Source organism: Plantactinospora sp. B5E13 (genome assembly GCF_039871775.1).
Classification (GTDB): domain Bacteria; phylum Actinomycetota; class Actinomycetes; order Mycobacteriales; family Micromonosporaceae; genus Plantactinospora.
The window spans coordinates 1-25,767 of the sequence record NZ_JBDPLT010000057.1 but is presented as its reverse complement, the minus strand read 5'-3'; the positions used below and the strand labels follow the sequence as shown (position 1 = coordinate 25,767).

Here is a 25,767-nt window from a genome sequence, read left to right as displayed (position 1 = left end):
GCCGTCAACCCGCCGGTAGGAAGAGCGGAAGCGGCGTGACCTGGAAGTCGGGCAGGTAGCGTCCCGGGTCGGCCCGCAGCACCGAGCCGATGACCGTGCCGAACACCTGCCGGAAGTCGACGTTGGCCTTCAGGTCACCGTCGTCCAGATCGGCCAGGCTCGGCTGCTCGCCGTAGAGCCCGGCGGCGACCTGGGCGCCCAGCACCAGGACCGGTCCGGCGGTGCCGTGGTCGGTGCCGTCCGAGGCGTTGGCGCGTACCCGTCGGCCGAACTCGCTGTAGACCAGCACGGTCACCTGGCGGCCCGCCCCGGTCCGGGCCATCCGGTCGACGAACCCGGTCAGCGCCTGGTCCAGTTGGCCGAGCAGCATCTCGTGACCGGCCCGCTCCTCGGCGTGGGTGTCGAAGCCACCGAGGCTCACCGAGTAGACGCGGGTCGGTACGCCGGCCTCGACGCACCGGGCGACCGCGGTGAGCTGGGCGGCGAGCGCGCTGGAGCCGCCGGTGCCGGTGGCCGGCATCGGCGGGATGTCGCCTGGTCCGGTCGGATCGCCCGCCGGGGACGGCTCGCGCATCAGCTGGTCGATCCGGAGCAGATCGGTGTACGCGGCGGCGGCCCGCGCCTGCATCGCCGGCTCGCCCGGCTCCGCCCGGCCGAGTGCGGCCAGCCGCTCCGGGGCCAGTCCGGACGGCAGTTTGAGCCCGTTGAGGCTGACGCACGCGCCGGCCCGGGTCTCGCCGGCGAGCAGCGGCGGCAACGCCGGCTCGAAACTGACCGCCGCCTCCGGGCTCGCCTTCGTCCCGTCCAGCCATCGTCCGACCCAGCCGCTGTAGATGGGTTCCGCTGGTGAGGCGGTCTGCCAGATGTCCATCGACCGGAAATGGCTGCGGTCCGGTCGGGGGTAGCCGACGCCGAGGACGACCGCGAGGCGCTTGTCGTCCCACAGCCGCTTGAGACCGGTGAGCTTCGGATTGAGTCCGAGCCGGTCGTCGAGCGGCAGCACCTGCTCGGGGTCGTACGCCAGCTCGGGGCGGGCCGAGTGGTACCGGCTGTCGGCGTACGGGATCACGGTGTTCAACCCGTCGTTGCCGCCGTACAGGGTGACCAGCACGAGTTTCTGGTCGGGCCCGGTCGCGGTGGGGTCGGGGCCTTTGCGGAGCAGTTCGGCGAGACCGAGGGTGGCGCCGCCGGCGGCCAGGGCCGCGGCCCCGGTCACCCCGGAGGCCAGGAGGAACCGTCGTCGGGTCAACGCGTCCATCAGGTCACCAGGTATTCCGGGCTGTTCAGGCCGAGGACCAGCAGTTGGCGTGGGTCCTGCACGGTCCGGAGCACCTCGTAGGTCCGGTTCGTCCAGCCGGGCAGGCAGAGCAGTTGGGCCAGTCCCTCCGGGGTCAGCCGGGTGGGCCGGACGAGGTCGGCGAGCCTGCCGGCGAGGGTGATCCGGGACTGCGCGGCGGCCGAGGTCAGCCAGGCGGTGCCGGCCGGCCAGCCCCCGACACTGGGCGGTGCGAACGGGAGCTGGCCGAGCACCCGCATCTTCCACAGCAGGTCCGTGGCCACCTCCACCGACAGACCGCTCATCCGCAGTCCCAGCTGGCGCATGGCGCCGACCAGCCACTCCACCGGCTGCTTGACCAGGCCGTTCGCGGTGGCCGGAAAGGCTTCGTCGGTGAAGAGGGCGCGGAGCATCCGCATCGGATCGGGAAACGCCTCCACCATCCGGTCCCGGGTGCGCTCCGGGACCGGTTCGGTCGAGGAGGCGTAGCGGAACCAGAGCCGGGAGGCGACGAACCGGGGGCATTCCGGATGGTTCAGCAGCAGGTCGACCAGACTGTGCGCGGTGAACCGGGAGGTCACCCCGAGAATCGTCTTGGTGCCCGGGTCGTGGCGTTGCCGGTCGAAGACCGGGGTCTCCTGTTCCAGGATCACCCGCCAGCCGGTGAGCGCCCGGCCCGCCTCCTTCACGTCGCGCTCGGTGTACCTGCCGATACCGAGCAGGAACAACTCGAACAGCTCCCGGGCGAGGTTCTCGTTGGGCGCGTCCTTCTTGTTGTGCTGTCCGTCCAACCAGTAGATGAGCGCCTGGTCCTCGACCATCCGGTGGGCCAGGTCGACGACGTCGCGGGCGGTCCGGAAGGTGCGGTGCTGGGTGAGCATGAACTGCGCGCTGCACACCTTGTCCACCGACGTGGCCCAGTGGCCGTGCCAGAAGAAGACGAGCTTCTCCCGTGCCTGGTGGTCCGCGACCGCCATCCGGTCCAGCCACCACCGCTCGATCCGTTCCGCCTGTGCCTTGCGCATCCGGTCTGCCCGCTCGTGCTGGGCGCGGGTCGGATTCGGCAGGTTGGCGTGCGGATCCGGGCCGATGTCCGGGAGCGGGGCGCTGCTCGCCCCGACGTCCGGGCCCGGTGGCGTGACCAACCGCTCGAGGGTGGCGGCGTATCCCGACTGTCGCGCCGCGCTCAGTTCGGCGGCGGTGGGTCCAAAACCGGCGCGACGCAGCAGCAGCGCGACGTCGTCCGTCATGACAGAAAACATAGGCGACGTCCAGGCCGAGCGGCAAACATCCGCCCGTCCGCCGATGGTCGGGACCGCGGAAAGGGGAGGGCGGACCTGACCCGGCGGGTGGGGGCCGACGGGGGCTGCGACGACTTTGACACCTGCCCTAAGGTGCCTCAGTGGAACCTCTCGTCACCCTGACAGGATTACCCACGTCGCAGCCACCGGCATCGCCGGCGGTCCGCGTCGCCATGGTCCCCGCCCGCGCCGCGGTCGACCTGGTCCTCCTCGACGGGCGCGGTGACGCCGCTTGACAAGGCCGGAAGAGACAGGGTGACGACAACACGAGCGCCGGGCGACCCCACCGGGTCCGCCGATCCGACCATCCTGGTGCTGGGCACCGCCGAGTGGAACGCGCACATCGCCACCAACCAGCACTACGTGGTGCGGGAGTTCGCCCGCGCCTTCCAGACCCACTTCGTCGAGTCGCTCGGCCTACGTCGGATCAGACTCGACCGTCGGGACGTGACCAGGATGGCCCACCGGTTGCGCAACTCGGTACACCGACCGGTCGCCAGCGACCAGCGACCCGTACCGGAGCGGGCCACCGTCATCTCACCCCTGGTCGTACCGGTGCACCGCCGCCCGACCCGACTGGTCAACCGGGTGCTGCTGGAACGGGCGGTGGCGCGCTGGCGGGACAGCCCTCGCCCCCGGGTGCTCTGGACGTTCACCCCGGTCACCTACGGGCTGGAGCGGTACGCCGACCGGACCGTCTACCACTGCGTCGACCTGTTGGCGGCCTTCCCCGGGATCGACGGGGCCGCGGTGGCAGCCGGCGAACGGCACCTCACCGGTACCGCCCGTCCGGCGATCGGGACCAGTCAGGCGGTGGTCGACCACCTGACCACGGTCGGGTTCCCCGAGGTACGTCTGCTGCCGAACGTCGCCGACGTGGACGTCTTCGCCGCGGCCAGCCAGCCGACCGGGGCCCGCCGGCCCGCGGCGCTGTTCGCCGGCAACCTGTCACCCCACAAGCTGGACTTCGCACTGCTGCGCGCCCTGGCGGTCGCCCTGCGCGGCGAGGGTGAACTGCTGTTGGCCGGCCCGGTCGCCGCCGGTGGCGGAGGCTTCGACCGGGAGCTGGCGGAACTGCGCCGACTCGGGGCGACGTACCTGGGCGTGCTCCGGGTCGACGAACTCGCCGAGGTGGCCGGCCGGTGCACGGTGGGGCTGGTGCCGTACGCGCTCAACCCCTACACGACCGGGGTCAGCCCGTTGAAGTGCTACGAGTACCTCGCCGCCGGCCTGGACGTGGTCAGCACCCCGGTGCCGGACGTCCGCCGGGCGGCGGGGGCGACGGACTTCATCGAGGTGGCCGACTCGATCGACGACTTCGTCGACCGGGTACGCGGTGCCCTCACCCCGAAGTCCGATCCGGAGATCGCCGCCCGGGTCGGGTACGCCCGCGACTTCGGCTGGCGGTCCCGGGGCGCGGTGCTGCGGGACATCGTCACCGGCGGCGACGGCACGGTCCCGCCGGCACACCGGGAGGGTCACCGTGGCTGACCGCGCACTGTCGGCACGTCTCGCCCCGCTCCTGGCCCGGCTGACCCCCGCCCCCGACCGCTATCCGCTGCTCGCCGTGGTGACGGTGGCCCTCGCCGTACCCCAGTTCTACCTGTTGCCGCGGGGCAGCGTGGACATCTCGCTCGCCACCCTGACGACCGTTGCGCTGGCCCCGGTGGTGTTGCTCGGCGTCCGGGGCGGCACGGTCCGCGACCTGCTCCGGACCGGTGTGTTCCGGCTCGTCCTGGCGCTGCTGGTGGTCCGGGTCGTCGCTCTCGCCTGGTCGCCCGACCCGCGCGCCGGCCTGCAGTACATCACCCTGTTGGGCCAGTTCGCCGGCATGCTGCTGTTGATGGGGCTGGTCTCCGGTCAGGGCTGTACGGCACTGCGCCGACTCGAACGGTGGTACTGGCCGCTGGTGCTCACCGAGGCCGCCCTGGTGCTGCTCTTCCGGCTGGCACCCGGGCTGGAGGACGCCTATCTGCGGTCTGTCGGCGGATTCTTCGCCGGACAGAACACCGTTGCCGCGCTCTTCGGTGACCACCCGAACAACGTGCTGGACCCGGCCAAGGCGGGCGGCTTTTTCATCAACGCGAACGTGGCGGCGATGTTCCTCGGGATCAACGGTCTCGCCGCCCTCGCCCTGTCCCGGCTCACCGGCACGCGCTGGGTACGCCTGGCCGGCCTGGCCGCCCTGGCCACGGTGCCGTTCACCGGGTCGAAGTCCGCCATCGTGCTGGTCCTGCTGCTGCCGGCGGCCGCCTACGGTCTGCACCACCTGCGCCGTTCGACCCCGGTGGTACGCCGGTACCTGCTGGTCGGTGCCGCCGTGGCCGGCGTTGCCCTGGTGCTGCTGCTGGTGCTGAACCGCGCCTTCCTCGGTGCTCTCGCCGAGGCGTTCGTGGGACGGGCGGAGATCTGGCGGTTCGGCGGCGAGGCGATGCGGGAGCATCCGATCCTCGGGCTCGGGTACGGCGGCTGGGACGCCGGGTTCGCCGGCTACGCCGACCGGCACGACATGTGGCGGATCCTGCCCCCGCACAACATCCTGCTCGGTGCCTGGGCGGTGACCGGGCTCGTCGGGCTCGGGCTGACCGTCGCGTACTTCGTGGCCGTCGGTCGGCTCGTCCTGCGACGGCGGCACACGACCGACGAGCGGTTCCTCGGTTACGCCGGCGCCGCGCTCGGCTGGATCCTGCTGCAGGGTCTGGGCGAGAACACCGACATCTTCGGTGACATCCACCTGATCCCGGTCGTCGCACTGCTGCTCGTGTGTCTCGTCCGGCCCGTCGCGGAGGAATCGAAGGACCGTGCCCACCACCCCGACCGTCGGGATCCTGCGTCACCAGCAGTTCCGTCCCTCGGAGACGTTCATCGTGAACCAGGCGCTGGCGATGCGGACCTTCCGTCCGCTGTTCGTGGGCCGGGACGAGGTGCCGAGCCGGCCGGGCACGGACTCGGTTAGCGTGTCGGGGTTCGGCCGGGCGGCGCTGTTGTCGTACACGTTGACCCGCCGTCCCGGGCCGCTGGCCGGGGTGCTGCGGGAGCGGGGTACCAGGCTGCTGCACGCCCACTTCGGGGTCGAGGGTGTCTACGCCGTACCGCTGGCCCGGGCCCTGGGAGTGCCGTTGGTCACCACGCTGCACGGTTTCGACGTGACGGTCACCAAGCCCCGGCTGCTCGCCTCCGGCAAACCGTCGTGGGTGAACTACGTCACCTGGCGCGCGGAGCTGTTCGACGCCGGGGCGACGTTCGTCTGCGTCTCCGAGCACATCCGGGCCCGGGCCGTGGAGTGGGGCTATCCGGCGGACCGGCTGGTGGTGCTGCCCACCGGGGTCGATGTCGAGCTGATCCAGCCGGCCGGGACGGTCGCGGCACCCCGGATCCTGCACGTGGCCCGGCTGGTGGAGAAGAAGGGGACCGCCGACCTGCTCCGGGCCCTCGCGGTGGTGCGACGGGCGGTGCCCGACGCGCATCTGGTGATCGTCGGGGACGGCCCACTGCGGGAACCGTTGGAGGAACTCGTCCGCGAGTTGGGCCTGGGGGCGGCGGTGGAGTTCCTCGGCGCCCAACCGCACGCCGAGACGCTCCGTCAGCTGGGCGAGTCCCGGCTGGTCTGCGTACCCAGTCTGACCGCGACCACCGGCGACCAGGAGGGGCTGCCGACGGTGGTGCTGGAGGCGGCCGCCGCGGCCCGCCCGGTGGTCGGCACCGACCACGGCGGCATCGGTGAGGCGGTGACCGACGGGACGACCGGATACCTGGTCGGCGAGCGGGACGTCGCCGGGCTCGCGGAGCGGCTGACCGCGCTGCTCCGTGACCCGGATCTCGCCGGGCGACTCGGCCGGGCCGGGCGGGCGACCGTCGTCGAGCGGTTCAACCTGCGACGGCAGACCGACAAGCTGGAACTGTTGTACGGGACGTTGACATGATCGAGTCGATACTGATCTTCTCCCGCGCCACCCCGTTCCACCACACCGGCGGGATGGAGACCCTCGCCTGGAGCCTCGCCACCGAACTGGCCCGGACCGTGCCGGTGGTCCGGGTCGTCACCACACACATCCCGAACCGGTCGGGTAGCTTCTCCGCCGACGGGGTGGAGGTCGTGCCGTTGCCGGCGACCCGGCCCGGCCGGTACTCGCCGGCCTGGTGGCGCCGCTCCCGCGACTACTGGACCTCGCTGCCGGCGCCGCCGTCCGCGGTGCTGTCGGTGAGCGCCGGCGGCTACGCCGTGATCCGGGCCAGGGCCCGGCAGCCGTGGACGCCGTTCGTCCTGCAGGCACACGGAACGTCCATGATGGAGATCGGGTCGAAACTGCGGGCCCGGGACCTCCGTTCGCTGGCGACCGCGCCCAAGAACGCCGCCTGGCTGGTCCGGGACCTGGTCCGGTACCGGGACTTCGACCGGATCGTCGCGGTCGGCGCCCGGGTCGCGGAGTCGCTTGTCGCGTCCCCACAGCGCTGGTCGGTTCCGCCGGGCCGGGTCGCGCTGATCCCGAACGGGGTACGTCCGGCCGATCACGGATTCGACCTGCCGGCGCGGCGGGCGGTACGGGCCGAGCTCGGCATCGCTGACGGGGTGACCGTGGTCGGCTGTGTCGGCCGGCTGCACGTGCAGAAACGGCTGGACCGGGCGTTGCGTGCGGCGGCGGTGCTCCGCGACCAGGGTGCGGGTCAGCGGTTCCGGTTCCTGCTCGTCGGTGACGGGCCGGACGAGTCGCGGCTGCGTGGCCTGGTCCGCGACCTGCGGCTGGCGGAACTGGTGACGTTTGTCGGGCGGGTGCCGCCGGACGGGGTGCACCGCTACTACGCGGCGGCCGACCTCGCCCTGCTGACGACGGCGCGCCTCGAGGTCGGGCTGCCGATGGCGATCCTGGAGGCGCTGGCCAGCGGGCTGCCCTGTGTGGTGCCGACCGGGGCGGCCGGGCCGGGTACGGCCGGGCAGACCGCGCTCGGCCCGGTGCTGCACGAGGTCGACCCCGGCGACGCCGGTCGGCTCGCCGAGGTGCTGGCCGCCGTGCCCCGCCCGGACGGTGGCCGACCCAGTCTGCTGCCCGGGGAGTTGACCCTCGACCACTGCGCCCGCAGCTACCTGTCCCTGCTCGCGGAGCTCCGGGGCGGGTCCGGGACACCGTGACCAGGATCTTCCTCCGGCTGGTGCTCGGCGGCCTGACCGGCAAGGCGCTCGGCCTGGTCCGTGAGGTCCTGCTCGCGGCGCTCTTCGGTGCGGGTCGGGTGGTGGCGGCGAACCGGGTGTCGCTGACCGCCACCCTGGTCCCGATCAACTTCTTCACCGCCGACGCGCTCTCGGCCGGGTTCCTGCCGCAGTACGTCCGGTACCGGCAGGAGCGGCCGGCGATGGCCCTGGTGCTCTACCGGGCCGTACGGACCCTGCTCACCGGGTTCTCACTGCTGCTGGTGGCCGGACTCCTGTTCGGTCGGCAGCACTGGGTGGCGCTGCTGGCGCCCGGCCTGGATCCGGGGACCGCACGCCTCGCCGCCACGATGCTCGGCATCGCCGCGCTCTCGGTACCGGCCTACGTGCAGTACAACCTCTACACCCTGGTGGGGCTGGCGCACGACGACGTACGACTGATCAACCTCCGCCCGTCGGTGCAGAGTCTCGGTCTGATCGGGGCCACGGTGGCGGCGTACCTGACCGGGCACGTGTCGCTGCTCGCCTGGGGTTTCACCGTCCCGTACCTGCTGCTCCTCGCCTGGGGCGCGTACTGGATCCGGCGCCGGGGCTATCTGCGGCCCCCTGGTCCCGGGGAACCGACGGAGGCGGCGGCCGAGCCGGCGGTGCCCCGCGACGCCTACCGGATCGCGCTCGGCGAGTTCTGGCGACGCCTGCGACCGCTGCTGCTGGTGCCGGTGATCCTGCAGGGGGCGATCGCGGTCGAACGGGCCGTCGGTTCGCTGCTCGGCGTCGAGGTGGTGGCGGCCACCGAGTACGCCCGGTTTGTCGTTGACTCCTGCATGGCCCTGCTCGCCGCACCGCTGGGCCTGGCCGGGCTGGCCTCGTTCGCCCGGATGGCCCCGGAGGACGTGGCCGGCGGGTTGCGCCGCCTGCTGCCGCCGGTGCTCTTCGTGACCGTGCCGCTGTCACTGGTCCTCAGCCTGAACAGCACCGGCATCGTCACCGTGCTGTACGCGCGGGGCGTGTTCGACCAGCGGGCGGTGGAGGTCTCCGCCACGCTGCTGCTCGGCTTCGCCCTCGGCATCTGGGCCCAGGTGATCGGATACACGCTGGTCAAGGTGCTCAACGCCCGGGGCGCGAACGTCCGGGTGGCGTGGGTGAACGCGGTCTCGTTCGCCGCCGCCGCCGGGGTCAACCTGCTGCTGTTCCGGCACTGGGGGCCGTTCACCCTGGGGGCGGCGGCCTCGGTCGGCGGGCTGCTGATGTTCCTGCTCTCGGCCAGGCTGCTCGGGGTGCTCGGGTACAGCGCGCGGCTGATCGCCGTGCTGCTGCCCGGTGCGGTTCTCGCCGGGCTGACGGGATACCTGCTGGCCGGGCCCGGGATCCTCCGGCTGCTCGCCTCCGGTCTCGGGATCCTGCTGGTCTGGGTCGGCTACGCGGCGGTGGTGCCGGGGGTGCGTCGTACCTTCCTGGTCGGCATCTGGGCCCGGGCGCGACAGCTCACCGGGGCCGGGCGGACCCCCTGACGAGAGGAGGACCGAGGATGGAGTCGCACGTGGACGGTCCCGAGATCCGGAACACGCCGGCCGGTTGCCTCGCCGGGCGTTCCGTCGCCGTGGTGCACGAGTGGTTCGGCGCCACCGGCGGTTCGGAGAACGTCTTCCGGCAGATCGCGGCACAGGTACCGCACGCCGAACGGTTCGTGCTCTGGAAGGACCGTGACGCCGACGAGCCGGGGCTGCGTGAGTCGTGGCTGGCGAAGACCCCGTTGCGGCGGACGAAGGCGGCGGCGCTGCCCCTGATGCCCCTGGTCTGGCGGACGCTCAGTCGGGAGCGCTTCGACGTGGTGGTCTCCTCCAGCCATGCCTTCGCGCACACCGTCCGGCTCGGTCCACCCGGGCCGACCCGCTACCTGAGCTACGTCCACTCGCCGGCGCGGTACGTCTGGAGTCCGTCCTTCGACGGGCGGGGTGCGCATCCCCTGCTGGTCCCGCCCCGCCGGGCCCTGCAGGCCCTCGACGTACGGCTCAGCCGGCACGTGCACGGTTACGCGGCGAACTCGCGGGAGGTCCAGGCCCGGATCCGCCGGTACTGGCGGCGCGACGCGGAGGTGATCAACCCGCCGGTGGACGTGGACTTCTTCGCCGCCGCTCCCGAGGCGGACCGGCACCAGTCCCGGGACTACCTGCTCGGGGTGGGACGCTGGATCCCGTACAAGAACTTCGAGGTGATCATCGCGATCGCGGACGCCGCCGGACTGCCGTTGGTCATCGCGGGTTCCGGGCCACAGGAGCGTCAGCTGCGTCGGGCCGCGGCGCGGGCCTCGGTGCCGGTCACGTTCGAGGTCCGGCCGGACCGGGCCCGGCTGCGCCGGCTCTACTGGGGTGCCCGGGCGCTGCTCTTCCCGGTCCACGAGGACTTCGGCATCATCCCGGTGGAGGCGCAGGCCTCCGGTACTCCGGTACTGGGTCTGCGGCGGGGCGGCCTGCTGGAAACGGTGGTGGACGGGGAGACCGGCTTCCTCGTCGACTCCCTGGACCCGCGCGACTACGGGCCGCTCGTCCGGCGGCTGCCGGAGCTGACGGCGGAGCGGACGAGGACGTCGGCCGAGCGGTTCTCGACCCGGGAGTTCGCGGCCCGGATCACCGCCTGGCTGGAGGCGGGCGCCCGGGGGTGACCGGCACCCCCGGGCGGTGGCCTCAGAAGATCAGGGTGTTCCGCAGGTAGGTCGCCACCCGGCGCAGCTCCAACGCGCCGTCCCGCGGCGCGGTCAGGCGCAGCACCAGTTGCCGGTTGACCACCCCGTCGTCACCGCCCCGGAAGAAGGCGACCACCACGAGACCGTGCCGCGGCTCACCGTTCTCCTCCAGCGAGCTCGTCTCGACGTACGTCGAGTGCTGGCCGCTGCGGATCCACCGTTGCCCCCAGGCCTCCTCGGCCTGCCGCATGGCGACCTGCTGTGCCTCGTCACACGGTTGCGGGCAGTCCCGGACAACCAGCTCACCGCCGTACTTCGGCCCCGCGCCGTCGGGTACGCCGCAGTTGTACCTGACGAATCCCTGAGCCCGTCCGGCGAGGCTGCACTCCCAGCCGGCCGGCACCTTGAGCTGGAAGCCCAGCCCTTCCAGGTCGGACAGGGTTCGGACGTTGTCCCGCTCGGTGAAGCTCGGCCACTTGGTCGGCCACGCCCCGGCGGTCGGCGGCTCGAGCCCGGGTTGCAGCGGCGGGTTGGTCGGCGACGGCATCGGCGGCAGCGCCTCGGCCGTCGGGCTGGTGGTCGGGGTGACCGGGTCGTCGCCGCCCTGACTGAGCGCGAACACCGTTGCGCTGATGGCCAGCACGACGACGACCGCGGCGGCGCCGACCAGGATCCAGAGCCGGCGACGGCTCGGCGCGGGCTCCGAGGGCACGATGTGCCGCACCGGCGAGTAGAGCGGGTCGTACCCGGAGGGGTCCGGCGACGGGGGCCCGCTGGTGGGATAGGTCCCCGGCATCTCCGGCAGCGGCATCGGCGGACCGGAGGTCTGCTCGGGCGGCACCGAGATCTGGTGCGGCGGGCCCGAGGTCTGGTGTGGGGGTACGGAGATCTGGTGTGGGGGTACGGAGATCTGGTGCGGCGGGCCCGAGGTCTGGTGTGGGGGTACGGAGACCGGGTGCGGCGGGGCGGAGACCGGGTCCGGGGCCACGCCGGGCTGCGGCGGACCGGCCTGCCAGGGGCCGTTCGGTGGACTCGCGGTCGGCGCCAACTTGGTCGTCGGGCTGGCCAGTTCCTCGTCGGATCCGGTCGGGTCGGATCCGGCCGCCAGCCCGTTGGACCCGTCCGACGGGGACGACGGCACCGGTCCGGCCGCCACGACCGGGTTTTTCATGGTGGCCGCCTCGTCGTCGGCCGTGACCGACCCCAGCGGTCGGCACTCCATACCGAGGGCCAGGAAGAGTTGTTCCGCGCCGGCGCTGTCGGCGGCGGAGTACGCGACCCAGGGCGCCGGCGCGGTGAGGTCGGCGTGCGCGAAGCGTGATCCGCCGCCGCCCGGCTGTGCCAGCGCGTGTGCCGTCCCGGCGAACGCGTCCCGCCAGCGTTGATCGGTCGCCACCGCGGCGTCGAGGACGGCGGCGGTGAAAGAATTGCCCTGCCCGTCGATGGCGGACCAGACACTGCCGACCTGACAGACACTGATCGCTTCGATGAACCGGTACGGACCCACTGGCTGCATCCCCACCCACTTCCGCCGTTCCCGTCTGCGGATCCTAGTGCGCCGGGGCCACCCTGCCCTCCGCGGCACTGCCGGTCGCGTGCTGACCCGCCCGGTCGCCCGGCGATAGTACCCGCCCGTTGACGCAGAGTGTCCCGCCGTCCGGTTTACTCCGTGGCGACCACCGGTGCATGCACCGATCCGGACGGACACCTACGCCGTCCTGGTGGCGCTACCCGGGATCCGTCTGATGTGGACGGCCGGCGACCGGGTCGTCCGCGGACCGCCTGGTCCCGTCGGCCAGGGTCAGGATGGCGGTGGCGGGGAACAGGCCGACGATCTCGACCTCGTCGTACCGGTCGGTCCAGCGGGGGAGCCACCCGTCCGGACCGGCCGGCTCCCGTATTGCCGCCAACCGTGTCTCGGGTGCCACCGGGGTGGGGCCGGGAGGGGCCGGTAGCGCCGCGTCGACAAAGCCGCGGCGGTGACCGGGCGGCCGAGCGAGGCGCGGACCGTGGGGAGCCGGACGCCGGCGTCGCTGTGGCCGACCAGCACCACCAGGCGCCGGGGCGGGGCGTCGGTCAGCGCCGCGCGCACCGCTGCCACCACCCGGGGCTGGTACGGCGGGCCGTCGGTCGCCTTGTGGGGTAATAGCGCTGTTCCGCCGCTGCGGTCGGCTGCGGCTCGGTACGCTGACCGCGCGGCAAGTCCGGCAATCCACGCAATTGCTACCCAACTGGCTGGTGCCGGTCGTCAGCGCGCGGACTGCCGCCCACCACGACCTCTGGGCAACGGGTGGCCGGGCCAGCGAGGCGAGTACGCGAGAGGAAAGAGTCGGGTGCCCTATCTGACCGTCGGCGTGGAGAACTCCGCGCCCATCGACCTGTACTACGAGGATCATGGTGCCGGGCAACCGGTGGTGCTGATCCACGGTTTCCCGCTCAGCAGCGCAGCCTGGGAGAAGCAGATCGGGCCGCTGCTCGGCGCCGGCTACCGGACCATCGCCTACGACCGCCGGGGTTTCGGTGCCTCCGGTCAGCCGACGATCGGCTACGACTACGACACCTTCGCCGCCGACCTGAACATCGTGATGAACGAGCTGGACCTGACCGACGTCGTCCTGGTCGGCCACTCGATGGGGACCGGCGAGGTGACCCGGTACCTCGCCAACTACGGCTCGGTCCGGGTCAGCCGCGCGATCTTCATCTCCCCGATCCCGCCGTACCTGCTGAAGACCGACGACAACCCGGAGGGCGTGGACCAGAGCGTCTTCGAGGGCTTCATGCAGTCGGTCATCGCCGACCGACCGGCCTACCAGACCAGTTTCATGCACGACTTCTACAACCTCGACGAGAACCTCGGCCAGCGGGTCAGCGAGGAGGTGGTCCGGGCCAACTGGCACACCGCGGTCGGCGCCTCGCCGATCGGGACGCTCGCCTCCATCACCACCTGGCTGACCGACTTCCGGCAGGACCTGGCCCGGCTCGACGTACCGTCCCTGATCATCCAGGGGGACGCGGACCGGGTGCTGCCGTACCCGGTCACCGGGCAGCGGATGCACGCCGCGGTGCCGGGCAGCCGGCTGCTCACCCTGCCGGGCGCGCCGCACGGCATCCCGTGGACCCACGCCGACGAGGTCAACCAGGCGCTGCTCGACTTCATCCGGACCCCGGCCGAGGCGCTGGCCTGAGCACTGGTTCCCGGCCCCGGGTCAGGGCTCCGGCGCGATCAGCCGGTCGTCGGCCGCGTCCCGGACCGTGATCGCCTCGACCGGGCAGGACTCCGCCGCGTCGCGTACCGGTTCGGCCGGCGGTGTGGTCGGGGAGACCGGGGTGGCGAAACCGTCGACCAGCCGGAAATGGTCGGCGGCGGTGCCGGCGCAGATGCCCGAGCCGATGCAGCGTGCCGGGTCGACGCTGACCCGCCAGGCGCCGGTCACCAGGTCACCGGCAGGGAGATCAGGCCGCGCACGATCAGCCCGCTCTTCCAGACCAGTTCCGGCTCCGGCACCGCGAGCCGCAACCCGGGCAGTCGGCTGACCAGCGTACGGAGCGCCACCTGGAGTTCCATCCGGGCGAGTTGCGCGCCGACGCAGTGGTGCACGCCGTGGCTGAAGCCGACGTGCGGGTTCGGATCCCGGCCCAGGTCGAGCCGGTCCGGATCGGCGAAGACCTCGCCGTCGCGGTTGGCCGAGGTGAGCGACGCGAGCACCGGCTCCCCGGCCCGGACCAGCACCCCGCCGAGCTCGACATCCTCGAGCGCGTACCGGGGGAAGGCCGAGGCGACCCCGAGCGGTACGTAGCGCAGCAGCTCCTCCACCGCGGACGGCATCAGCGCGGGGTCGGCGCGCAGCCGGTCCAGTTCCGCCGGGTTCTCCAGCAGCACGTAGACGAAGTTCGGGATCTGGGTCACCGTCGTCTCGTGTCCGGCCGCGAGCAGGCCGGCGGCGAACTGCACCACCTCGAACTCGGTGAGCCGGTCCTGGTTCTCGTCGCGGGCCTGCACCATGGCACTGAGCAGGTCGTCGGTCGGTGCGTCCCGGCGCTTCGCGAGCAGCCCGCCGATGTAGCCGTACAGGTTCTGCAGGTACTCCTCGATCTTCTCCGGGCTCATCGAGGTGGTCGAGACGATTGCCCCCGACCAGACGTGGAAGAGGTGCCGGTCGTCGAACGGCACCCCGAGCAGTTCGCAGATGACCTGGATCGGCAGTGGGGTGGCGAACCGTTCCACCAGGTCGACCGGAGGGCCGGCCTTGACCATGTCGTCGACCAGTTCGTCGGCGATCTGCTGGGCACGGGCCCGCAGCAGCTCCACCCGGCGGGCGGTGAACGCCTTCGCGGCGAGCCGCCGCAGTCGGGTGTGCTCCGGTGGATCCATCGAGAGCAGGCCGCTGCCCAGCGGTCGTGGGCTGATCCGCGGCTCGTCGTGGTCCAGCGAGGCGGCCCGGCTGAACCGGGCGTCACCCAGCACGGTTCGTACGTCGTGGTAGCGGGTGGCGAGCCAGCCCTCCTCGCCGTACGGGAGCCGGACCCGGATCACCGGCTCGGTCCGCCGCAACTCGGCGTACCGGGGATCGACGGTGAGCCGGTCGGGGGCGGAGAACGGGTACGGTCGGGCGGTCACCTGCCGGCTGTCCGTCATCGCGGTCCTCCTGTCAGCGGTCGGCGGTCGGCATGCCGGGCGGGCGCGGCTGTCCGGAGGCCCGTCAGCGCCGGGTGAATCACTGATCGCGGATCGTATCGAATTATGATGATCGATACCATTGGTGCCGGCGCCCGGCCGGGGCGCGCGCGATGTGCCGGATTCTCCGGCGGCCGGGATCCGGGTGGGCGTCAATGAGTATCCCGGGTTACCCTTGCCGCTGGATGCCGTGCGGTGACCCCTGTCGATGCCTGGGTCGACCGGCCATCCCACGATCGGCCGATCGGTCAGGCCGCCTCGGCCGACCGTCCACCGGCTACCGGCCATTTCGGACGGTGCCGCGCCGCTCGCGATCAGCGGTGTTTCGTCCCGTGCACATCCGCGAGCAGGGCATTGAAGACTTTCGTTAATCGAGTCTTTCGCGCTCCTGGCGAATCCGTGTAACCGCTGACTGGCCTGCTGTCGGGTGTGGCTGGGCCGAACGGACGACCCGGCCACCGCCGGTTCGACCGGCGCCCGCGGTGGCGGCCCGCGCATCCGCGCCGGACGCCCCCGTCCCCCCATCCCGTCCAGGAGGAGCAGATATGCACCCCCCACCCGATGGTGTGCGTGCCGCACGCCGCAGAGCCACCCGGCGACGGTGGGCCCGGCTGATGGTGCCGGTCCTGATCGTCGCCGGGCTCGGTGTGCCGGTGTCGGCCCGCGCCAACCCGGTCGGTGTCGGCGTACCCGTCATGTTCGACCTCACCGACAACCAGGGCGCCTGGTTCGACACCGGCGCGACCCTGTTCGGCACCAACTCGCTCGGCGTCGCGGTGACGCCCCGGACCCGGCTGCTCGACCTGCCGCTGGACAGCATTCCGCTGCTCAACGGCAACCTCGGCGAGCTGCTCAACCTGCCGATCATCGACGGTGACGCACCGCTGCTCGGCCAGCTCGGGGTCGACCTCACCACGTTGCTCAACCTCGACGAGCTCAACGACGCGATCGACGACGCCGGTGGGGTGCTGGGCTTCCTGAACCCCACCGTGCAGCGGGCCAAGACCCAGGTCAACCAGCTGCGGCAGCAATTGACCGGCAGCAGCGCCAGCGACGCGGTGCCGCTGTCCAGCCTGCCGGTCGGGCTCAGCCTGATGGACACCCTGGCGGACCTGCAGGAGATCGCCCCCCGGGACCTGAGCCTGGTCCCGAAGGCGAAGTTCAAGGTGGCGGCCCCGGACGCCGCTTCGGCGCACTCGGTCACCAGCCTCATCTGGCCGGTCGGGGCACCGGAGTTCGACCAGGGCAGTGCGTTCATCGGCGACGTCGAGACGTCGCTGGCCGAACCGGGGCTGTACGCCTGGGCCTGCAAGATCCATCCGTACATGCTCGGCGCGGTGGTGGTCGACGACCCGCTGACCCCGGGTCTCGACTTCGGCCGCCAGCTCAACGTCGCGGTCAAGGGCGGCATGGTGGTGCCCAGCTCGTCCGACGTGGTGCAGCAGCTGGTGCAGAAGTTCTTCCGGATCACCTCGCCGACCAACTGGCAGACGTACAGCAACACCGAGGAGCGGGCGTGGAACCCGTCGTACCCGCCGGCCCCGATCCTGATGTACGACGCCGCCGGCCAGCCGGTGCTGGTGCCGCTCCTGGACGCCTTCTACGAGAGCAAGTTCAACGAGGGGGTCACCCTGCCGGCGCTGACCCAGCGACCGGCGGTCCCCGGCGTCGGCGAGGTCTGGGTCGACACCCAGATGGAACAGTTCGCCGGCAAGTCCAAGTCCGGGGCGGCGACCAAGGTCGACGTGGTCAACTGGACAGTGGCTCGGAAGGTCGCGCTGCCGCAGATCAACATGAACAACCCGCACAACATGTGGAGCGACCGGGACGGGCGGTACATCTACCAGACCGAGTGGTTCTCCGACCGGCTCACCGTCTTCGACCGCACCACCGGGCAACTCGTCCGGACCATCCAGGTCGGCCCGGATCCGTCACACGTGATGACCCGGGCCGACACCGACCAGCTGCACGTCGCCATCAACGGCGGTAACGCGGTGGTCGAACTGAGTCCCGGGGCGACCGCGGTCGACCGGCGGATCCTGGTGCAGGGACCGGGCGAGACCCCGGCCCACCCACACGCACACTGGATGAGCGCGGACGGCCAGACGATGGTCACCCCGAACGTCAACCACCACGACTCCACCGTGGTCGACGTACCGACCGGGGCCATCACCAAGATGCAGACCGAGGAACTGCCGATCGCCACCGGCATGATGCCGGACAGCTCCAAGTACTACGTGGCGAACTTCCTCGGCCAGAGCGTCTCCTGCATATCGCTGGCCGGGCCGGCCTGCCGCGCCGACAGCGGCGGCACCGTCGGCTACAAGGCGATCGACCTGTGGGACACCTACGACCCGGTCAGCGGCGCCACCACTGGACCCTTCGGTGGCCTGCCGATCCAGATCCCGGTCAGTCCCGACGGCCAGTACGTCCTGGTCGCCAACACGCTGACCAGCAACGTCATGGTGATCGACACCGAGACCGACAAGGTGGTGAAAACCCTGCCCTGTGACTCCGGCTGCCACGGCATCAACTTCGGAGCCAAGCGGGGCGGCGGTTACTACGCCTACGTGTCGAGCAAGTTCTCCAACGCGATGGCCGTGGTGGACGGCGATCCCAACGGCGACGGCAACCCCGCCGACGCGGCCGTGGTCGGCCGGATGGTGCTCGACGCGGCGGCCGGCACGGCCACCGACGACACCGTCACCGGCTACAACGGCATGGGCGGTCAGGGCGTCTTCGCGTTCCCGATCGTCTACAACGGCTGGGTCCAGAACACCCCGGCCGCCATGGCCGACCAGCTCACCTGTGCCCAGCTGAACCCGATCAACACCGGCATCTGCTCCTGACACTCCCGACCCCGACGAGTGAACCTTCCTCAGAAGGTTCAGTGGGAGGGAGGGACCGTGAAGCGGACGGTCCCTCCCTCGCTCAGGGGCGGCTCACATCGTGTGGCGCCGGGCAGCCGACCCGCCTTCGACGGGTGCCGGCCGGCCCGCGATGCCGCGCGCTCCCAGGAAGCGTAGACGAGGAGAGACCCCATGTCCGACCTGAGCTTGCCGGGACGGCGGTTCGCCGTCCTCCGGCAGGTGCTGAGAACCACCTCGCCGCCGGTCCGGCGGCTCGTCGTATCCGCCCTGCTCGCCCTCGCGGTGATCGCGGCGGGCGCGGCCATCTTCGCCCCACAGGCCGCGATGGCCGCCAACCACACGGTCACGATCCGGAACTTCACCTTCTCCCCGGAGGTGCTCAACGTCGCCCCTGGGGACACCGTGACCTTCGTCAACCAGGAGACCGACGGCACCCTGCACATGATCCGGGGTGACTTCACCTCGCCCGACCTGCCGCCGGGCGCCAGCTTCACGGTGACCATCACCGCGGCCCGCTCGTACTCCTACTTCTGCGGCAACCACCCGTACATGCTCGGCACCATCAACGCCGGGTCGACGCCGCCGACCACCGCCGGGCCCACCCCGACCACACCCCGGCCCACCACCGCCGGTCCGACGCCGACCCCGACCGCCACGCCGACGCCCACCCCCACCGGAGGGCCGACCCCGACCCCGACCCCGACCGGGCCGCCGCCGGGAGCACCGCCCTGCCAGAGCCCGACCGTCGGCGCCGAGCAGGGCGACGGCACCCGGCTGGCGACGTACGAGACGGTCGGCGGGGTCAAGGTGTTCAAACTCTGCATGGCCCCGTTGAACCTGGAGGTGTCGGCCGGGGTGGTCAGACCGGCGTACGCCTTCAACGGCATCGTCCCCGGACCGACCCTGAAGGTGAACGAGGGCGACAAGCTGCGGTTCATCGTGCAGAACAACCTGCCGGAGCACACCGCGGTGCACTGGCACGGGATGGAGTTGCCGAACGCTCAGGACGGCGTACCCGATCTCACCCAGCCGCACATCATGCCGGGGGAGACCTACGTCTACGAGTGGACCGCCAAGACCACCGGCACCCACTGGTACCACTCACACATGGGCGGCGGCCAGGTCGGCAAGGGTCTGTACGGCGCCCTGGTGGTCACCCCGACCCTGGGCGACATCGCCGCCGACAAGCACTACACCCTCGCCATCGGGGACGGATCCAACGGCTTCACGATCAACGGCAGGTCGTACCCCTCGACCACGCCGCTGGCCGCGAAGCTGGGGCAGCGGGTGCACATCCGGCTGATCGGCACCGGGCCGGAGATGGTCCACCCGATGCACCTGCACGGGATGTCGTTCCAGGTGGTCGCCCAGGACGGGATCAAACTCGCCTCGCCCTACACGGTGGACACGCTGACCGTGGCACCGGGACAGACCTTCGACATCATCTTCCAGCCCAGAGAGGTGGGGAAGTGGCTGTTCCACTGCCACATCTTCTCCCACTCGGAAGGACCGGACGGGATGATCGGGCTGGTCACGGTCCTCGACGTGACGGCGTAGCCGGCTGAACCGTCACACTCCCTTCCCGCGTACCGGCCCGGCCCCGCGACGCCGGGCCGGTACGCGCCGCCCGCCCCGAGAGGACCCGCACGATGCCCCGTCACCCGAGCCGGCCGCCCGCCCTTCCCACCGGCCCACCCGTCACGCCGAGGACATTCCAGGTCGCCACCCGCCGGCTCCACCGAGGCGTGGCCGCCCTCCGGCTCCACCGTGTCGCGGCCGTCGCCGTGCTGCTCGCCGTGCTCGCCGGTACGGCCCTGGGCGCGCTGGCCGGACCGGCCCCCGCCCGGGCACACGCCGACCTGGTCCGGTCCGTCCCCGCCCAGGGACAGGTGTACCAGCGCCCACCCGAGCGCCTGCGACTGCAGTTCACCGAGCCGGTGACGATCCCGGTCGAGGGCGTACGACTCTTCGACAGCCGTGGTGAACCGGTGTCGGTGGGCGTACCGGGCCATCCGCCCGGTGACGCCACCACCGTGGACGTGCCGCTTCCGGCCGCCCTGCCCGACGGCGGCTACACGGTGGCCTGGCGGGTCACCTCCGCGGACAGTCACCCGGTCGGCGGCGCCTTCACGTTCAGTGTCGGGGCCGCCGGCAGCCCGGTCGCCGCGACGGATCGGGCCCCGGGCGCCGGATCCTCCGGGTCCCGTGCCGGGCCGGCGTACGGCGTCCTCCGGTGGACCGGTTTCGCCGCCCTGGCACTGCTGGTCGGCGTCGCCTTCTTCGTGACGTACGCCTGGCCGGCCGGTGCCGTGCGACGCGGCGTGCGACGGCTGCTCTGGCTGGGGTGGGCGGCGTCGCTGGTCAGCGGGCTGGCCGCGTTTCTCGCGTACGGCCCGTACGTCGCCGACCTGCCGCTTCGCCGCGCGTTCGACGGCGCGCTCCTGGCCACCACCCTCGAGACCCGGCTCGGCGTGGCGCTGATCGTCCGGACCGGGCTGCTGATCCTGCTGATCCCGGCCCTGCTGGTGCTGACCCGCCGGCCCAGCACCGGCACCGGGGCGGGGAGCGGCCCGCGTCGGCCGGCGGCCCGGGTGCTGCCTCCGGTTGCCGTCCTGCTCGTCGGCGCCGGACTCGCGGTCACCTGGGGAGTCGCCAACCACAGCGCGGCGGGGGAGTACCGGGTGCCCGCGCTGGTCTCCGACGTGGTCCACCTGGTCGCGATGGCCGTCTGGCTCGGCGGCCTGGTCGTGCTGGCCGGGGTGCTGCTGCCGGCCAGGGACGTCTCGGCGATGCGTACCGCCGTACCGGCCTTCTCCCGCAGCGCCCAGGTCAGCGTCGGACTGCTGGTCGTCACCGGGATGTTCCAGCTCTGGCGACAGGTGGGCAGCCTGCCCGCGCTGCTGGAGACGCCCTACGGACGGCTGCTGCTGGCAAAACTGAGCCTCGTCCTGGTGCTGCTCGCACTGGGCACGCTGGCCCGGTCCTGGGTGCGGCGGCACTATCCGGGCCGCCCGTCCGTCGCCGTTCCGGTCGTTCGCCGCACCGCCCGGCCGCCGGGGGCGGCCCCGACCAGGCCGGACCACACCCCCGCGGTACGGGTCGGTCCCCGGGCGGTGAAGGTCGGCGCGTCGGCAGGCGCTCCGGTGCTGAAGGCCGGCGCTCCGGTGGTGACGGCCGGCGCTGCGGTGTTGAAGGCCGGCACTGCGGCGGACGGGGCGGCGGGCGGCCCGGCGGGGCGGGCCGGCGCGTCGACGGGTGGTCGGACCGGTTCGGGAGGCGGGCTGGCGACCGCTCCGGCCCGCCGGGTCGGGCCGTCCGATCCGGATCCGCACCAGCTCTACCACTTCGGACGCCGGATCTCGTTCGAGATCGTGCTGGGGCTGGCCGTCCTGGGCGTGACCGCGGCGCTGGTCGCGACCCCGCCCGCCCGGGGCGCGTACGCGGACCGGCTGGCCGGCCCACCGGTCGGCGCCGCCGGACCGGCCGCCGATCCGACGGCGCCGGCGGGCACCGCGGCTACGGCCGAGGCCAACCGGGGGCCGGTCCGGTTCGACGCCGGCTCCGGCCCCGCCGCCGAGGGACTGCTCCTCTTCGACCTGCTGCCGCGCCGGGTCGGCGACGTCACCGCACACGTGTCGATCCTGGATCCGACCGGCCGGCCGAAGGAGGTGCCGGAGATCCGGGTCGCGCTCCGGTTGGCAGAGCGCGACCTGGGTCCGCTCGACGTGTCACTGCGGGCCGCCGGGCCCGGTCATCACCTCGGCACGGTCACGGTGCCGTTGCCCGGTGCGTGGGAGGCGGCGGTGACGATCCGGACGTCCGACGTCGACCAGACGACGGTACGGATCCCGGTCACGATCTCGCCGTGACCGGGCCGGCCGTCGGATTATCCGCCAGTTGCCGGCGGCCGGAGTACCGCGACCAGGGTGCCATCCACCATCGTGATGTCGAACTGTTCCGGCTGCACCAGGTTCCTCGGAAGGCTGATCTCCTGCGGGTTGGTGCCGAACGGGAACTCGTCGGCGCGGTACCTGAAGAGCAGCTTGTCGTCCTTGACCGGCAGCACGATGACGTCGACCCGGTCGTACGGGTTGTCCCGCAGGCGCGCGGCGAACTCGGCGGGGCTTGCGGACCGGCCCAGCTCGGTGAGGAAGGCCAGGCGTTGCTTGAACCGGCCGGTGGGATGGCTGTAGTTGGCGTTGAACTGCACAAAGCCGTAGTAGGGGTAGAGGGCCATCAGGTCCGAGTTGGCGGTGAGCACCACCGGCCGGCCCGGCCCCTGGTAGCGGGCGTCGATGATCTCGCTCAACCGGGCCGGCGCGGGTTTCCAGGCCACCGCCTCGGGCCGGTGGAATCCCGGCAGCTGCCCGTTCGGCAGGGTCCGGTTGTGCGCGTGGTGGATGTCCGCCAGGACGACGTCGACGAACCGGTCGCCGGCGAAGACCGCGAGCAGCACCCCGCCGGTGGCCGCGAGCCGCCCGACCACGGCGGCGGTCAGGTGGCGGTGGGCGTAGCCGGCCACGCGCACCAGGGCCATCGCCGCCGCCGCGAGCAGGATCACCGGCACCAGTTCACGCATCCGGAACGACATCAATGGCTTCGACACGACCAGGAAGAGGAAACCGACCGCGTGCCAGACGTACGTCGACACCAGGAGGACCAGCAGCGCCCGGGACAGTGCCTCGCGGGCCGTCACCACCAGGAAGACCAGACCGATTAGACAGAGCACCCCGATTACCGAGGGCTCCAGCATCGGTAGGGCGAGCCGCCCCGACTGCAGGGTTATCCACCGGTTGTTCAACGACTCGAAGTGTGCCGAGGTCAGGAAGTTCCAGGCGAGCGGTGCCCAGTAGGGACTCGAGCCGAGGGCCGAGACGCCGAGCACGGCCAGCGGCCGGGTCAGGTCGCCCCAGGCGATCCGGCCCTGCCGGCGGTTCCACAGCAGGTGCAGGACGAGCGCGACCGGAATGATGAAAAAGAAGTAGTAGTAGACCGTGAACAGGACCGCGCCGATGGCGCCGAGCACCAGCGGGTGCCAACGCCGTAGCCCGGACCGGGTCAACCCGTGCCCCACCTGCAGCCACCAGGGCACGAACGCCACGAGGACGATCCAGGCGTAGGTCTCGCCGAGACCGGGGACGAGGAAGGGCACCACGGAGATGAGCGCGGCGACCCGGGCGGTGACGATTCGCCGCCACAGCAGGTAGGACACGATCGGGGCGAGGAACGTGACCGCGATGGTGCCGTACTTGAGCATGTGCCACGGCACGACGCCGGCCAGGTCCCCGGCCCGGCCCAGCACCCAGAAGTACGTCGGCGCGTAGTACGCCGGCAGACCACGGTAGGTGTAGTCACCGCCCCACCAGGAGTCTCCGAACCGGGTGACCACCGCGGTCCGGAACAACTGGTCGCCGTCGAGGGCGTACAGGTCGTACGGGGTGCCGTGCAGTCCGACCAGCAGCGTCAGCGCGCCGAGACCGCCGAACAGGGCCGGGATCAGGTCGGCGTCCCAGGACTGTCCACGACGCCGGGCCCACCAGACCGCGGTGACCGCCACGGCCCCGACCACGAGCGAGCCGGCCCGCAACCCGTACTGGACCCGCCCGGAGAACGGGTGGTAGTCCCCGGCGAGGATGGCGAGCAGTTGGATGCCGAGCACCACGAGTCCGACGGCGGCGGCGATGAGCAGCGGACGTACCGCGACCAGGCCCCGACGCAGCCGGTCGGCGCGTACCCCGGGGTCGTACGCGTCGGAGACGGGTGCCACGGCGGCCGGGACCTGCGCCGGTCCGGCCGGGCCGCCCGTACCCGCCGTGGTTCCCGCGCCGGCGTCGGGGCTGTCGTCGTCGTGCCGGCCGGAGGCGCTGTCCTCGGTGGCGTCCGCGCCATCCTCCTCGGGCGCGGCGGAGCCGGCGGGGGAGGACGCCGGGTCGGGGTGTCCGTCCGTCGCATCAAGAACGCGTGCCACGGCTGCTCCAGAGATCAGTGAACGGAAGCGGGCCGTCGTAGGGTAGCGGAGGTCGCCCGGTTTCCGGGGCCGGTGCCCGGTCGCCGCCGATCGGCCGGCCCGGCCGTCACGGCGGATGCCGTCACTTGGTCGCTCCGCTGGTGAACCCGTTGTAGATGAAGCGTTGCAGCAGCAGGAAGACGATCAGGGTGGGGACGATGACCAGGATCACCCCGGCGGAGATCACCTCCCACTGCGCGCCGAACGGTCCCTTGAACCGGAACAGCGAGGTCGAGATCACCCCGAGTTCGCTGTCCGGCATGTAGAGGAACGGGATGTAGAACTCGTTGTAGATGGCGATGCCCTTGACGATGACCACGGTGGCGATCGCGGGTTTCAGCAGCGGCAGGATGATCCTGAAGTAGATGGTCAGGTGGCCCGCGCCCTCGATGGCGGCGGATTCGTCGAGTTCCCGGGGGATGCTGCGGAGGAACTGTTGGAAGATGTAGATCGAGATGATGTCGGTGCCCAGGAACAGGGCGATCGCCGACCAGCGGGTGTTGAACAGGCCGAGCTGGTTGACCACCTGGAAGGTCGCCACCTGGGTGGTCACTCCGGGCACCAGGGTGGCGAGCAGGAACAACCCGATGACCGTACGACGCAGCCGGAACTCGAATCGGTCGAGCGCGTACGCCGCCATCGAGCCGATCAGGACCGTGCCGGCGAGTGAGACGAGCAGGATCAGGCTGGTGTTGGCGAAGGCGCGCAGCATGCCGCCCTGGGTGAACGCCGTGACGTAGTTGTCGAGGTTGAACCAGTTGCCGGGGGCGTCGAACGGGGCGCCGTTGACGAACTCGTCGTTCGTCTTCAGCGAGGCCATGAAGAGCACCAGCAGTGGCAGCAGGACGAGCAGCGCGGCCCCGAGCAGGGAGAGGTACTTCAGGACGACGGCCAGCCGGGCTGCGATCCCCTCGGGCCGGTGCCGTCGGCCGGGCGTCGGTCGCCGCGCCGGCCGATCTCGACGGCCGACCCGGGCCAGCCGTCGGCCAGCACGGCCGATCCGGTCCACCGCGCGATCGTCGGTCAGGCTCACGACAGGTTCACCCTCTCGTCGGGAACGACCCGGCGTTGCACCCAGGTGACCAGCAGGACGATCAGGAGCAGGATCACGGCCATCGCCGAGGCCAGCCCCACCTTGTGGTAACGGAACGCCATGTTGACGGTCTGGATCACGAAGGTCTCGCTGCCGTTGGCCCCGCCGGTCATGATCCACGGAATCTCGAAGACGGCGAGCGAGCCGGAGATGGCCAGGATGAACGAGAGTCCGATGATCGGCCGGATGCCGGGCAGGATCAGGTAGCGGAACTGGTGCCAGCGGTTCGCGCCGTCGATTTCGGCCGCCTCGTGGAGCTGGGCGGGTATCGACTGGATGGCGCCGAGGAAGAGCACGAAGTTCAGCCCCAGGTAACGCCAGACCGACGTCCCGGCCAGCGAATAGTTGATCACCTCTGGGTCGCCGAGCCACTGCTGGGACAGTCCACCGAGTCCGAGGAGCCGGAGCGCCGAGTCCAGGGTCCCGCCGGGCTGGAAGAAGTACAGGAAGACCATCGCGATCGCGACCCCGTTGATCAGGTACGGAAAGAAGATGATCCCCTTGAAGAGGTTCCGGAACCTGACGTTGAAGCTGAGGACGGTCGCGAAGTAGAGCGCCAGGGCGATCTGCAGTACGGACGCGCCGATGTAGTGACGTGATCTCAGCATGGATTCGGTAGGTATCGGTATTCGAAGTGGGTGAGGTGGAGAGCGGCGCGGACGATGTCGCCGATCTGCCGTGGGCTGGCGGTGGTGTGACGAAGGGTCCGCCAGCGG

Annotated in this window: 19 protein-coding genes; 10 read left to right on the top strand and 9 right to left on the bottom strand. The window is 71.6% G+C overall.

Annotated features, from left to right (window positions below; genetic code table 11):
• Positions 1 to 4 precede the first annotated feature (4 nt).
• Together ABGB05_RS32335 and ABGB05_RS32330 are read right to left on the bottom strand one after the other, a co-directional pair.
• Positions 5 to 1,258 carry a DUF1501 domain-containing protein gene (locus ABGB05_RS32335; RefSeq protein WP_347657748.1) on the bottom strand — a complete coding sequence of 418 codons (1,254 nt, stop codon included), beginning with the start codon at positions 1,256 to 1,258 and terminating at the stop codon, positions 5 to 7.
• Positions 1,258 to 2,526 (bottom strand): DUF1800 domain-containing protein, encoded by a 1,269-nt coding sequence (locus tag ABGB05_RS32330; RefSeq protein WP_347657747.1) that lies wholly within the window; start codon positions 2,524 to 2,526, stop codon positions 1,258 to 1,260. Before ABGB05_RS32330 ends, ABGB05_RS32335 begins: the two co-directional genes overlap by 1 nt.
• Before the next feature lie 306 nt (positions 2,527 to 2,832).
• On the opposite strand from ABGB05_RS32330, the gene ABGB05_RS32325 reads away from it, so the two are divergent.
• Genes ABGB05_RS32325 through ABGB05_RS32300 form a run of 6 tightly spaced genes read left to right on the top strand, consistent with a single transcriptional unit; the run spans position 2,833 to position 10,385 of the window.
• Positions 2,833 to 4,068 carry a glycosyltransferase gene (locus ABGB05_RS32325; protein WP_347657746.1) on the top strand — a complete coding sequence of 412 codons (1,236 nt, stop codon included), beginning with the start codon at positions 2,833 to 2,835 and terminating at the stop codon, positions 4,066 to 4,068.
• Complete coding sequence (locus ABGB05_RS32320; protein ID WP_347657745.1) at positions 4,061 to 5,533, top strand: O-antigen ligase family protein; 1,473 nt, start codon at positions 4,061 to 4,063, stop codon at positions 5,531 to 5,533. Before ABGB05_RS32325 ends, ABGB05_RS32320 begins: the two co-directional genes overlap by 8 nt.
• A complete protein-coding gene (locus tag ABGB05_RS32315; RefSeq protein WP_347657770.1) occupies positions 5,463 to 6,500 on the top strand; it encodes a glycosyltransferase in 1,038 nt (345 codons plus the stop codon). Before ABGB05_RS32320 ends, ABGB05_RS32315 begins: the two co-directional genes overlap by 71 nt.
• A complete protein-coding gene (locus ABGB05_RS32310; protein ID WP_347657744.1) occupies positions 6,497 to 7,705 on the top strand; it encodes a glycosyltransferase family 4 protein in 1,209 nt (402 codons plus the stop codon). Before ABGB05_RS32315 ends, ABGB05_RS32310 begins: the two co-directional genes overlap by 4 nt.
• Positions 7,702 to 9,234, top strand: coding sequence for a lipid II flippase MurJ (locus ABGB05_RS32305; RefSeq protein WP_347657743.1), 1,533 nt, complete (start codon positions 7,702 to 7,704; stop codon positions 9,232 to 9,234). The genes ABGB05_RS32310 and ABGB05_RS32305 overlap by 4 nt, the downstream gene beginning before the upstream one ends.
• Positions 9,235 to 9,251: 17 nt before the next feature.
• Entirely contained in the window at positions 9,252 to 10,385 is a 1,134-nt protein-coding gene (locus ABGB05_RS32300; protein ID WP_347657742.1) for a glycosyltransferase, read from the top strand.
• A 22-nt stretch (positions 10,386 to 10,407) separates the two neighbouring features.
• Here the strand turns inward: ABGB05_RS32300 and ABGB05_RS32295 are convergent, their stop codons facing one another.
• Positions 10,408 to 11,922: a hypothetical protein gene (locus ABGB05_RS32295; protein WP_347657741.1), complete on the bottom strand. Its 1,515-nt coding sequence runs from the start codon at positions 11,920 to 11,922 to the stop codon at positions 10,408 to 10,410.
• 211 nt (positions 11,923 to 12,133) lie between these two features.
• Positions 12,134 to 12,316, bottom strand: a complete 183-nt coding sequence (locus ABGB05_RS32290; RefSeq protein WP_347657740.1) for a hypothetical protein — start codon at positions 12,314 to 12,316, stop codon at positions 12,134 to 12,136.
• Between the two features lie 423 nt (positions 12,317 to 12,739).
• On the opposite strand from ABGB05_RS32290, the gene ABGB05_RS32285 reads away from it, so the two are divergent.
• Positions 12,740 to 13,591 carry an alpha/beta hydrolase gene (locus tag ABGB05_RS32285; RefSeq protein WP_347657739.1) on the top strand — a complete coding sequence of 284 codons (852 nt, stop codon included), beginning with the start codon at positions 12,740 to 12,742 and terminating at the stop codon, positions 13,589 to 13,591.
• Between the two features lie 21 nt (positions 13,592 to 13,612).
• On the opposite strand, the gene ABGB05_RS32280 is transcribed toward ABGB05_RS32285, so the two are convergent.
• Together ABGB05_RS32280 and ABGB05_RS32275 are read right to left on the bottom strand one after the other, a co-directional pair.
• Positions 13,613 to 13,840 (bottom strand): ferredoxin, encoded by a 228-nt coding sequence (locus tag ABGB05_RS32280; RefSeq protein WP_347657738.1) that lies wholly within the window; start codon positions 13,838 to 13,840, stop codon positions 13,613 to 13,615.
• Positions 13,837 to 15,042, bottom strand: a complete 1,206-nt coding sequence (locus ABGB05_RS32275) for a cytochrome P450 (protein WP_347657737.1) — start codon at positions 15,040 to 15,042, stop codon at positions 13,837 to 13,839. Before ABGB05_RS32275 ends, ABGB05_RS32280 begins: the two co-directional genes overlap by 4 nt.
• Before the next feature lie 653 nt (positions 15,043 to 15,695).
• On the opposite strand from ABGB05_RS32275, the gene ABGB05_RS32270 reads away from it, so the two are divergent.
• The 3 genes from ABGB05_RS32270 (at position 15,696) to ABGB05_RS32260 (ending at position 21,820) form a co-directional block, all read left to right on the top strand.
• On the top strand, positions 15,696 to 17,930 hold the full coding sequence (locus tag ABGB05_RS32270) for a copper oxidase (protein ID WP_347657736.1): 2,235 nt from the start codon (positions 15,696 to 15,698) through the stop codon (positions 17,928 to 17,930).
• A gap of 192 nt (positions 17,931 to 18,122) precedes the next feature.
• Positions 18,123 to 19,508 carry a multicopper oxidase domain-containing protein gene (locus tag ABGB05_RS32265; RefSeq protein ID WP_347657735.1) on the top strand — a complete coding sequence of 462 codons (1,386 nt, stop codon included), beginning with the start codon at positions 18,123 to 18,125 and terminating at the stop codon, positions 19,506 to 19,508.
• Between the two features lie 92 nt (positions 19,509 to 19,600).
• Complete coding sequence (locus ABGB05_RS32260) at positions 19,601 to 21,820, top strand: copper resistance protein CopC (RefSeq protein WP_347657734.1); 2,220 nt, start codon at positions 19,601 to 19,603, stop codon at positions 21,818 to 21,820.
• Between the two features lie 17 nt (positions 21,821 to 21,837).
• On the opposite strand, the gene ABGB05_RS32255 is transcribed toward ABGB05_RS32260, so the two are convergent.
• The 3 genes from ABGB05_RS32255 to ABGB05_RS32245 all read right to left on the bottom strand — a co-directional run bounded on the left by ABGB05_RS32255 (position 21,838) and on the right by ABGB05_RS32245 (position 25,659).
• Complete coding sequence (locus ABGB05_RS32255) at positions 21,838 to 23,919, bottom strand: arabinofuranosyltransferase (RefSeq protein ID WP_347657733.1); 2,082 nt, start codon at positions 23,917 to 23,919, stop codon at positions 21,838 to 21,840.
• 121 nt (positions 23,920 to 24,040) lie between these two features.
• Positions 24,041 to 24,991, bottom strand: coding sequence for a carbohydrate ABC transporter permease (locus ABGB05_RS32250; protein WP_347657732.1), 951 nt, complete (start codon positions 24,989 to 24,991; stop codon positions 24,041 to 24,043).
• Positions 24,988 to 25,659 carry a sugar ABC transporter permease gene (locus ABGB05_RS32245; RefSeq protein ID WP_347657731.1) on the bottom strand — a complete coding sequence of 224 codons (672 nt, stop codon included), beginning with the start codon at positions 25,657 to 25,659 and terminating at the stop codon, positions 24,988 to 24,990. The genes ABGB05_RS32250 and ABGB05_RS32245 overlap by 4 nt, the downstream gene beginning before the upstream one ends.
• Positions 25,660 to 25,767: the final 108 nt, after the last annotated feature.

Excerpts from the sequence above, each read along its gene's own strand:
- ABGB05_RS32335 (WP_347657748.1), bottom strand. The coding sequence starts at position 1,258 with ATGGACGCGTTGACCCGACGACGGTTCCTCCTGGCCTCCGGGGTGACC.
- ABGB05_RS32330 (WP_347657747.1), bottom strand. The coding sequence starts at position 2,526 with ATGACGGACGACGTCGCGCTGCTGCTGCGTCGCGCCGGTTTTGGACCC.
- ABGB05_RS32315 (WP_347657770.1), top strand. The coding sequence starts at position 5,463 with ATGCGGACCTTCCGTCCGCTGTTCGTGGGCCGGGACGAGGTGCCGAGC.
- ABGB05_RS32310 (WP_347657744.1), top strand. The coding sequence starts at position 6,497 with ATGATCGAGTCGATACTGATCTTCTCCCGCGCCACCCCGTTCCACCAC.
- ABGB05_RS32300 (WP_347657742.1), top strand. The coding sequence starts at position 9,252 with ATGGAGTCGCACGTGGACGGTCCCGAGATCCGGAACACGCCGGCCGGT.
- ABGB05_RS32295 (WP_347657741.1), bottom strand. The coding sequence starts at position 11,922 with ATGCAGCCAGTGGGTCCGTACCGGTTCATCGAAGCGATCAGTGTCTGT.
- ABGB05_RS32275 (WP_347657737.1), bottom strand. The coding sequence starts at position 15,042 with ATGACGGACAGCCGGCAGGTGACCGCCCGACCGTACCCGTTCTCCGCC.
- ABGB05_RS32270 (WP_347657736.1), top strand. The coding sequence starts at position 15,696 with ATGGTGCCGGTCCTGATCGTCGCCGGGCTCGGTGTGCCGGTGTCGGCC.
- ABGB05_RS32265 (WP_347657735.1), top strand. The coding sequence starts at position 18,123 with ATGTCCGACCTGAGCTTGCCGGGACGGCGGTTCGCCGTCCTCCGGCAG.
- ABGB05_RS32260 (WP_347657734.1), top strand. The coding sequence starts at position 19,601 with ATGCCCCGTCACCCGAGCCGGCCGCCCGCCCTTCCCACCGGCCCACCC.
- ABGB05_RS32245 (WP_347657731.1), bottom strand. The coding sequence starts at position 25,659 with ATGCTGAGATCACGTCACTACATCGGCGCGTCCGTACTGCAGATCGCC.